The organism is Flavobacterium sp., from assembly GCF_043780635.1.
Lineage (GTDB): Bacteria > Bacteroidota > Bacteroidia > Flavobacteriales > Flavobacteriaceae > Flavobacterium.
In genome coordinates, this window is sequence record NZ_JAYWCK010000066.1 from 1 (window position 1) to 9151 (window position 9151).

Genomic DNA, 9151 nt, shown 5'->3' on the forward strand with positions numbered 1-9151 from the left:
TTTAATCAAAAGAATTCCTCGAAGCTCTGCTTCGGGGTTCGATGGTAAGTAAAATTATTATCTTTGTTTTATGAGCGAACACATTCATAAGAGACATAATAAGAATTTACTTTTATATCATTTGGTTTGTCCAATAAAATATAGAAGAAGTATTTTGAGTGACGAGGTTGAGAAAAGTTTAGTTGAGATTTGTATTAATATTGAGAAACGCTTTGATGTTTTTTTTATTGAAATTGGAGCAGATGAGAATCACGTTCATTTTTTGATACAGAGTGTGCCGATGATGTCCGTAAAAAGTATTGCTCAGACAGTAAAGAGCATAACAGCAAAAGAACTATTTCGACTTCATCCAGAGGTAAAGAGGCAATTGTGGGGAGGACAATTTTGGAGTAGTGGTTATTATGTTAATACAGTTGGTCAATATGCAAACGAGGAAATTATCCAAAAATATATTAGTTCACAAGGAGATGAGAAAAACAAGTATAAAAAATTTCATAGAAATCAATTGAGTTTCTTATTCGACTAACACGATACCTCGAAGCTCTGCTTCGGGGTTATTCATTGGCTTAAATTTTCACAGTTTAATCCAATTAAAGGTTTCTTCGATGATTCTGTTTTTTTCTTTTTGAATAAATTTTAAATAGGCATCGGCTACAGGTGAAAATTTTTTCCCTTTTAACCAAATTAAATTCCAGTTGGATTTAATAGGTAAACCTTTTACTGGAATGATTTGCAAGTCACCGTTATTGATTTCATTTTTTATACCAATTAATGGCATAATAGAACATCCAAGTCCAGCTAGTACTGCTTGTTTTACAGCTTCATTTCCGGTAAGCACCATTTTTTTTGGAACTGTTAATTGATTATTTTCTATAAATTTTTCCATCACATATCTTGTTCCTGATCCTTGCTCGCGATAGATAATTGGTAAGGTTTCTATGATTTTTTTATCCTGAATTCCGCTTCCTATTTTTTGATCAATGTTGGCCACTAGGAAAAGGCTATTAGGCATAAGCTCAATTTTTTCAATTTGTAGATTTTCTGGTAATACAGAAACTAAAGAAAAATCTACTTCGTTTCTTTCTAAATTTTTTAAAACTTTAGTTTTATTGGTTACATCAAGGCTTAATTCGACACCATGATTTTGTTTTACAAAATCTGACAAAAAATAGGGTATAACATACTTGCCAGTAGACACCACGGAAATTTTCAACCGTCCTGAAAGTTGCCCCTTGAATGCCATCGTTTTATAATTGATCGCGTGTACTTCATTTAGGATTTTTTCAGCAGCTACGGCAATTTCTTTGCCAAAATCCGTCACATACAACTTTCTTCCAATTACTTCTGTTAACGGTACATTAAATTGATCTTGAAAATTTTTTAACTGAATGGACACTGCAGGTTGAGTAAGATGCAATTCCATAGCTGCCTTAGTGATGCTTTTGTTTTGGGTAATTTTTAGAAAGACGTGTAATTGGTGTAGAGTGTAGTTCATAAATAATTTTTATGTAAAGTATAACAAATATAAATAAAAATGTATAAATAACCTATTTTACTTTTGTGAAAAATAAAGCAAAGGTTATGAAAAATAGAAAGAGGAATAAATATATAAAAATTAGTTTACTAGTTGGGGCAAATTGAATAATTTATGGAATATTAGTAGCTATCCTTGAAACTAAAAACATTTTTTTTACTTTATTTTTAGGTGTAGGAATATTTTTCAGTAGACAGACGCTACATAAAACACAAAAACTATTATAAAAGAACGATGGAAAAAAAATATTAATTTAAATTAATTAAAGGTCAATTTTCGCCTTAATAAGCGGGAAAAGTTCTATTTACTTTAATTTACAGCAAGATAAACTTCCATAATCTGGAAGTATTTAGTGATCAGACACTATTTAAAGAGTATGATCATCATTCGAAAATAAGAATTAATACTCTTTCAGTTGCTTTTTTATATATTACAGAACTCATCAAAGAAGGTTTTTTGAAGGATATGGAGCTAATAATTGACAATGTAATTCAAATTGTTTTAATTCCTAAAGTCAAAACAGAATGTTTAAAGGTAGAAAATTACTCATCGCAACGAAGCATCACAAAGAAAAAGTGATTTCTCCAATTCTTGAAAAAGGCTTAGGCGTTCACTGTTTTGTCCCTGAAAATTATGACTCGGATATTTTTGGCACTTTTTCAGGAGAAGTGGAGCGAAAAAAGTCGGCATTCGAAACCGTAAGGGCAAAATGTTTAGCAGCTATGGAGCAATTTGATTGTGATTTAGGCATTGCCAGCGAAGGTTCTTTTGGTTCGCATCCTTCTATTTTCTTTGCCCAGGCCGACGATGAGTTTCTGATTTTTATCGATAAAAAAAATGATTTGGAAATAATTGTCAGAGAACTCAGTTTGGATACTAATTTTTATGGAGAAGAGATTCTCAATGAAGAAATGCTTGTTGATTTTGCAAGTAGAGTTAAATTTCCGACTCACGCAATAATTTTGAGAAGTAAGCCCGACGACCTTACAACGATAATTAAAGGGATTACTACAACTAGTAAGTTGGAGGAATCATACCAACATTTAATGAGTGTTTATGGAAGTGCCTATGCTGAAACTGATATGCGTGCTCTGCATAATCCAACTCGAATGGGAGTGATAAAAATAGCGGCACAAAAATTATTGGAAACTATAAAAACGGAATGTCCAAGTTGTAAAATGCCTGGTTTTAGTATTACAGACTCGAAAACAGGCTTGCCTTGTTCTTGGTGTTCTACACCCACTCGTTCTACTTTGAGTTTTATTTATACCTGTAAGAAATGCTCTTTTAGTTCCGAAAAAATGTATCCACATCAAAAAATAACCGAAGAACCAGGATTTTGTGATTCCTGTAACCCTTAATTTATGAGTTTAATTAGTAATTCGATTAACAAGGCTGTAGATCTTTTGAATAAGGAACAAATTATTGGTATTCCTACCGAAACGGTTTATGGTTTAGCCGGGAATATTTACAGTCAAAAAGCCATTCAAAGTATTTTTACGATGAAACAAAGGCCTACATTTAATCCCTTAATCGTTCATATTAAGTCGGTAAAGGACTTGCCTGAAATTGCAAGAGACATTCCTGAAAAAGCATTGATGCTTGCTGCTGCTTTTTGGCCGGGACCTTTAACTTTAGTGTTAAAAAAGCAAACAACCATTCCAGATTTAGTCACTGGTGGTAAAGATACTGTAGCTGTTAGGGTTCCGAATCACCCATTGACTTTAGCCCTTTTGAATCAGTTGGCCTATCCGTTAGCCGCTCCAAGTGCGAATCCTTTCGGGTGTATTAGTCCTACTAAGGCAGAGCATGTTGCTAACTATTTTGAAGATTTGTCAATGGTTTTGGAAGGAGGGGACTGTCAAAGGGGAATTGAATCTACAATCATAGGATTTGAAAATGAGGAGCCTGTTTTGTACCGCTTGGGTTCTCTTGCAACTGAGGATATTGAAGCAATTGTGGGTGCTTTAAAAATGATAATGCATGACGATATTGCTCCAGTGGCACCAGGGATGCTTTCCAAACATTATGCGCCTTTAACCACCACTTTTTTAATAACCAATGTTGCTGAGATGCTCAACACCTTTTCGAATAAAAAAATAGGAGTCTTAGTGTTCCAAAACGGGATTTATAATCCTAAAATTGTAGAACAGGAAATTCTATCTCCCACAGGCAATTTAGTAGAAGCCGCTTCACAATTGTATGCCGCTTTGCATCGATTGGACAAATGCAAGCTTGACTTAATTATAGCAGAGCGATTTCCTGATGTTGGTTTAGGCAAAACGATAAACGATCGTTTACAAAGAGCCACTAAAAAATAAGATATGGATACTATTATTAGAAATGCAAAAGTGGTCAATGAGGGAAAAATACTCAATTTAGATGTCTTGATATCAGGTGAAAGAATTGAAAAGATAGCATCTTCTATAGTTTTAAGCCCCGCAAAAAATAGTATTGAAATTGATGCTACAGGACTTTATCTGATGCCGGGAGTCATTGACGATCAGGTTCATTTTAGAGATCCAGGACTTACCCATAAAGGCACCATTTTTACTGAATCTGTAGCAGCTGTGGCTGGCGGAATCACCTCCTTTATGGATATGCCAAACACTATTCCTAATACGTTAACTCAGGAATTATTAGAAGAGAAGTACACGATGGCCGCTGAGAAATCAATAGCTAATTATTCTTTTTTTATGGGGATTTCAAAGAATAACTTAGAAGAAGCTTTAAAAACAGATACTGAAAATGTATGCGGAATTACGGATGATGGTCTTTATTTTAACAATGATGAAGGCATTTTGGCTAATTATCCAGATTTTTTAGAACAACTTTTTTCAAGAACGGATGCCCTTATCGCATTGCACAGTGAAGATGATGCGATTATAAAAAGAAATACCCAGAAGTTCAAACTTCAATATGGAGAAGAAATTCCTTTTTTTTATCATTCCTTAATCCGGGATGAACAAGCTTGTCTGAAAGCTACCGCGAGAGTGCTGTCTATTGCTGAAAAATACCAAACACGCTTACATCTTTTTCATATTTCAACTTTGGCGGAGGCTAAATTATTCGATAATAAAACACCGATCCGAGAAAAGCGGATCACGGCTGAAGCTTGTGTTCATCATCTTTGGTTTTCGGATGCCGATTACGATACTTTGGGCTCCAAAATTAAGTGGAATCCTTCTGTTAAAACGGATCCTGATCGGAAAGGTTTAATGCAGTCACTACTAAATAATTCAATAGATATTATTGCTACGGATCATGCTCCGCATACTATTGAAGAAAAAGCGGGGAATTATTTCCAAGCAAATTCAGGCGGGCCTTTAGTGCAGCATGCCCTTTTGGCAATTTTAGAATTGTTTCATCGTGGTGAAATTCCTTTGGAGAAAGTTGTGGAAAAAATGAGCCATAATGTAGCCGAAATATACCGAATCAAAGAGCGAGGCTATATTCGGGAAGGTTATTATGCCGATTTGGTTTTAGTCGATTTAAATAAACAACAAGAAGTAACTACTAAATCTATTCTATATAAATGCAAGTGGTCTCCTTTTTTAGGGCAAGTTTTTAAAAGCAGCATTAATTCTACTTTTGTTAATGGAAATTTAGTATATGAAAAAGGACTTGTCAAGACGGATGTAAAAGGAAAAAGATTAAGATTTGAAAAAATAAGATAATCAAAACAAATAAAATATTTTTGAATACTATAAAACATGAATTTCAGTTTATTGTTTTTTAATTGTGTTGAATCAGTTCTAAATTATTTTCATTGAAAAAGTATAATATCCTTTGCTAGCATCCTGATTAGATTAAAAATATAAATTTGCAAACAAAAAAACCTGCAAGTTTTCACTCGCAGGTTAGCTTATTCAATTAAATATAAATTTCTTATTTAATCATTTCAAAACTTCTTTTCACGAAAGCGGTAAGTTCTTCGCCTTTCAATAGGTTTTGAGATAGTTTAGCCAAGTCTAAAGCTTGTTTTACCAAACCTTCCTGAGTTGTTTTGTCTTCGGTATTCAAAATATTGGAAGCCAAATCCGAGTTGGTATTGACCACCAAATTATACATTTCAGGCATATTTCCCATACCGAACATTCCGCCGCCGCCAGATTGGCTCATTTCTTTCATACGACGCATAAACTCTGGTTGGGTGATAATGAAAGGTGCTGCTTGACTGTCCATAGCTTCTAGTTGAACGGAATATTTTTGCTTTGGAACAAAACCTTCCAAGACTGTTTTTAAACTTTCTTTTTCTTCATCTGACAATTTAGAAATAGTAGTTTCTTCTTTTTTAATCAAGTTATCGATATGGTCTGAATCGACTCTGACGAAAGTTAAATTTTGATTATCACCTTCTATTTTTTGGATTAAATGCGGAATAATTGGCGAATCCAAAAGCAATATTTCATATCCTTTTTCTTTCGCAATTTCGATATAAGAGTGTTGCGCTTCTTTATTTCCGGCATATAAAACAACCAATTTTCCGTCTTTGTCCGTTTGCGTTTCCTTTAGATTTTCTTTCAGTTCGTCCAAAGTATAGTATTTGTCATCCACCGTTGGAAACAAAACGAAAGCACCTGCTTTTTCATAGAATTTCTCTTCTGAAAGCATTCCATATTCCAAAACGATTTTGATGTCATTCCATTTTTTCTCAAATTCCTCACGGTTTTCAGTGAACAAGGATTTCAATTTATCAGCTACTTTTCGTGTGATATAATTTGAAATTTTCTTCACTGCAGCATCCGATTGTAAACTAGATCGAGAAACATTTAAAGGAATGTCTGGCGAATCAATCACACCTTTTAACATCGTCAAGAATTCAGGAACAATTCCTTCTACATTATCGGTTACATAAACCTGATTTTGATACAATTGAATTTTGTCTTTCTGAATTTGTAAATCAGAACCCAATTTTGGGAAGTACAAAATTCCTGTCAAGTTGAAAGGATAATCTACATTTAAATGAATTTGAAACAATGGTTCTTCAAATTGCATTGGATACAATTCGTGGTAAAAGCTTTTATAATCTTCGTCCGTTAATTCTGTTGGCAGTTTTGTCCAAGCTGGATTTGGATTGTTGATGATGTTGTCTACTTCAACTTCAGTGAAAATTTCTTCTTTGTTTTCAGACTCAACAAATTCACCTTTCTTTTGTTCGATTTTCTCTTTTCGGGTTCCAAATTTAATTGGAATAGGCATAAACTTGTTGTAACGGTTCAGCAATTCCTTAATTTTATAATCTTCCAAAAATTCCAATGAATCTTCGGCGATGTGCAAAATAACTTCAGTTCCACGAGTGGTTTTGTCAGAAGGTTCTAATGTAAACTCAGGACTTCCGTCACAAATCCAATGCACTGAGGGTTCGTCTTTATATGATTTAGTAATAATCTCCACTTTGGAAGCTACCATAAAAGCAGAATAAAATCCTAGACCAAAATGACCAATTATTCCAGAATCTTTAGCAGAGTCTTTGTATTTTTCCAAGAATTCTTCGGCACCAGAAAAAGCAATTTGGTTGATGTATTTTTCTACTTCATCGGCAGTCATTCCCAAACCTTGGTCGATAATGTGCAATTTTTTGCCTTCTTTATCAATTTTCACTTCTATAATTGGGTTGCCATATTCTACTTTGGCATCGCCAACGTTTGTTAAATGTTTTAATTTTAAGGTAGCATCTGTTCCATTCGAAATCAATTCACGTAAAAATATTTCGTGATCGCTGTACAAGAATTTCTTGATTAAGGGGAAGATGTTCTCTACCGAAACGTTAATTTGTCCAGTTGCCATATTTATTAATTTTTTAGTTTTACAATTTGATTTTGTTTACTCAAATAAGATACCAATTGCATTCAAAGTGACAAATTGTCGGAAACGTTAATTTTGATATAAAATACTTTTATTTTGAAACTTTTTTTGCCAAGTACATTGTAAATTTGCAGTTGGTTTAATCTTAAAAAACTTATAAATATGAAAAAAACAATTACACTGATGGTGTTAGCTATTTTATTCTTTGCTTGTAAAAGTAAATCAGGAACAACTACGCCAGTTGCTAGTACAAAGTTGGACAAAAGTTCTCAAGTAGCAATCAAGGGAGATTGGGTTATTACAAGCGTAACCTATCCGGGTTCCGATTATATTGTGGTAAATTCTTTTCAAATTGCCGATTCTAAATGTTTCGTTGGAAGCACTTGGCATTTTATTTCGAACAATAATAAAGGAAATATGGCTTTGACAAAATCAGGTTGTCCAGCTTTCACTTCCCCAATTGTTTGGAGTATCAACAAGGAAGGTGTTTTTGTGCTTAAAATTGTAGAAGCAGGAACAAAATCTAAAACAGTCACTCAAGGTTATTTATTGCGTGTGGCAAATCAAACAGGAACTTCATTTCAATTAATAGACAAAATTAACGTTGGTGGTCAAAATAAAGAGGTTACTTACCAATTCGTAAAAACTAATTAAAAATATAATAATTATGAAAAAAATATCAATTTTAGGGATAAGCAGTTTGTTTCTGTTGGCTATACTTTTTACAAGTTGCAACTCGGTAAAAAACGCAAATAACACACAAAAAGGTGCTGGTATTGGAGCAGGAGCGGGAGCTTTAATTGGCGCAATAATCGGAAATAATACAGGTATCGGTACAGCAGGTGGAGCACTTATTGGAGCTGCAGTTGGTGGCGGAACAGGTGCTTTGATTGGCAATAAAATGGACAAACAAGCCAGAGAAATTGACGAAGCATTGCCTGGAGCTGACGTGGAGCGAGTAGGAGAAGGTATTCGTTTGGTTTTAAATGAAAATGCAGTTCGTTTTGCTACAGGCAAAGCCACATTAGCTACAACTGCAAAAGCCAATTTGAATAAATTGGTTCCTGTGTTTAAGGAATATGCAGATACCAATATTGAAATTTACGGTTATACAGACAGTACTGGAAGTCCAGAATTCAATCTTACACTTTCTCAAAAAAGAGCCGAAGCGGTTAAAAACTATTTGATTTCAAGCGGATTGTCTAGTACACGTTTTAAAACAACTGGATTAGGAATTGCTAATCCTATTGCAACAAACGACACTGCCGATGGAAGAACTCAAAACCGCCGTGTTGAATTTGCTATTATGGCAAATGACAAGATGGTGCAAGATGCCAAAAAAGAAGCAGGAAATTAAAAACCCTAATATTTTTAAATACACAGAAAGCTGTTTCGTTTTGAAACAGCTTTTTTTGTTTATTAAATTTCAGTTATATTTGTCTTATGCAACTATCAGTCATCATCCTTAATTACAATGTTCGTTACTTTCTCGAACTTTGCGTTCTAAGTGTTCAAAAGGCTCTTGAAAACATTGACAGTGAAATTATTGTGGTCGACAACAATTCCCAAGACGATAGTTGTGCAATGATGAAAAAGCGTTTTCCAAACGTGAAACTCATCGAAAACAGGGAGAATTCAGGTTTCCCGAAAGGCAATAACATTGGGGTGGCTGTTGCCAAAGGCGAATACATTTGCATTCTGAATCCCGATACGGTTGTCGCCGAAGACACTTTTACGAAAGTATTGGCTTTCGCCAAAAAGCAAAATGATTTAGGAATTATTGGTGTAAAACTCATTGACGGAACAGGA

General features: G+C 34.1%; 9 protein-coding genes. 7 read left to right on the plus strand and 2 right to left on the minus strand.

Annotated features, from left to right (window positions below):
• Positions 1–70: 70 nt before the first annotated feature.
• Positions 71–526, plus strand: a complete 456-nt coding sequence (gene tnpA / locus ACH2BV_RS05790; protein ID WP_395049780.1) for an IS200/IS605 family transposase — start codon at positions 71–73, stop codon at positions 524–526.
• Between the two features lie 48 nt (positions 527–574).
• Here tnpA and ACH2BV_RS05795 read toward each other — a convergent pair whose 3' ends face one another.
• The gene (locus tag ACH2BV_RS05795) at positions 575–1495 is read right to left on the minus strand and encodes a LysR family transcriptional regulator (RefSeq protein WP_395049781.1); all 921 of its coding nucleotides are present in this window, start codon (positions 1493–1495) and stop codon (positions 575–577) included.
• Between the two features lie 563 nt (positions 1496–2058).
• On the opposite strand from ACH2BV_RS05795, the gene ACH2BV_RS05800 reads away from it, so the two are divergent.
• The 3 genes from ACH2BV_RS05800 to ACH2BV_RS05810 are packed head-to-tail and all read left to right on the plus strand — an operon-like array spanning position 2059 to position 5211.
• A complete protein-coding gene (locus ACH2BV_RS05800) occupies positions 2059–2895 on the plus strand; it encodes a DUF6671 family protein (RefSeq protein WP_395049782.1) in 837 nt (278 codons plus the stop codon).
• 3 nt (positions 2896–2898) lie between these two features.
• Positions 2899–3855 carry an L-threonylcarbamoyladenylate synthase gene (locus tag ACH2BV_RS05805; protein ID WP_395049783.1) on the plus strand — a complete coding sequence of 319 codons (957 nt, stop codon included), beginning with the start codon at positions 2899–2901 and terminating at the stop codon, positions 3853–3855.
• A gap of 3 nt (positions 3856–3858) precedes the next feature.
• Positions 3859–5211: a dihydroorotase gene (locus ACH2BV_RS05810; RefSeq protein ID WP_395049784.1), complete on the plus strand. Its 1353-nt coding sequence runs from the start codon at positions 3859–3861 to the stop codon at positions 5209–5211.
• A 211-nt stretch (positions 5212–5422) separates the two neighbouring features.
• Here ACH2BV_RS05810 and htpG read toward each other — a convergent pair whose 3' ends face one another.
• Positions 5423–7324, minus strand: coding sequence for a molecular chaperone HtpG (gene htpG / locus ACH2BV_RS05815; protein ID WP_395049785.1), 1902 nt, complete (start codon positions 7322–7324; stop codon positions 5423–5425).
• Positions 7325–7504: 180 nt separating this feature from the next.
• Here htpG and ACH2BV_RS05820 point away from each other — a divergent pair, with 180 nt between their 5' ends.
• The 3 genes from ACH2BV_RS05820 to ACH2BV_RS05830 form a co-directional block, all read left to right on the plus strand.
• Positions 7505–7996, plus strand: coding sequence for a hypothetical protein (locus tag ACH2BV_RS05820; protein WP_395049786.1), 492 nt, complete (start codon positions 7505–7507; stop codon positions 7994–7996).
• Positions 7997–8009: 13 nt separating this feature from the next.
• The gene (locus ACH2BV_RS05825; protein WP_395049787.1) at positions 8010–8699 is read left to right on the plus strand and encodes an OmpA family protein; all 690 of its coding nucleotides are present in this window, start codon (positions 8010–8012) and stop codon (positions 8697–8699) included.
• A gap of 86 nt (positions 8700–8785) precedes the next feature.
• Positions 8786–9151: glycosyltransferase (locus tag ACH2BV_RS05830; protein ID WP_395049788.1), on the plus strand; the 366-nt coding region annotated here is incomplete at its 3' end.

Excerpts from the sequence above, each read along its gene's own strand:
- tnpA (WP_395049780.1), top strand. The coding sequence starts at position 71 with ATGAGCGAACACATTCATAAGAGACATAATAAGAATTTACTTTTATAT.
- ACH2BV_RS05795 (WP_395049781.1), bottom strand. The coding sequence starts at position 1,495 with ATGAACTACACTCTACACCAATTACACGTCTTTCTAAAAATTACCCAA.
- ACH2BV_RS05800 (WP_395049782.1), top strand. The coding sequence starts at position 2,059 with ATGTTTAAAGGTAGAAAATTACTCATCGCAACGAAGCATCACAAAGAA.
- ACH2BV_RS05805 (WP_395049783.1), top strand. The coding sequence starts at position 2,899 with ATGAGTTTAATTAGTAATTCGATTAACAAGGCTGTAGATCTTTTGAAT.
- ACH2BV_RS05810 (WP_395049784.1), top strand. The coding sequence starts at position 3,859 with ATGGATACTATTATTAGAAATGCAAAAGTGGTCAATGAGGGAAAAATA.
- htpG (WP_395049785.1), bottom strand. The coding sequence starts at position 7,324 with ATGGCAACTGGACAAATTAACGTTTCGGTAGAGAACATCTTCCCCTTA.
- ACH2BV_RS05820 (WP_395049786.1), top strand. The coding sequence starts at position 7,505 with ATGAAAAAAACAATTACACTGATGGTGTTAGCTATTTTATTCTTTGCT.
- ACH2BV_RS05825 (WP_395049787.1), top strand. The coding sequence starts at position 8,010 with ATGAAAAAAATATCAATTTTAGGGATAAGCAGTTTGTTTCTGTTGGCT.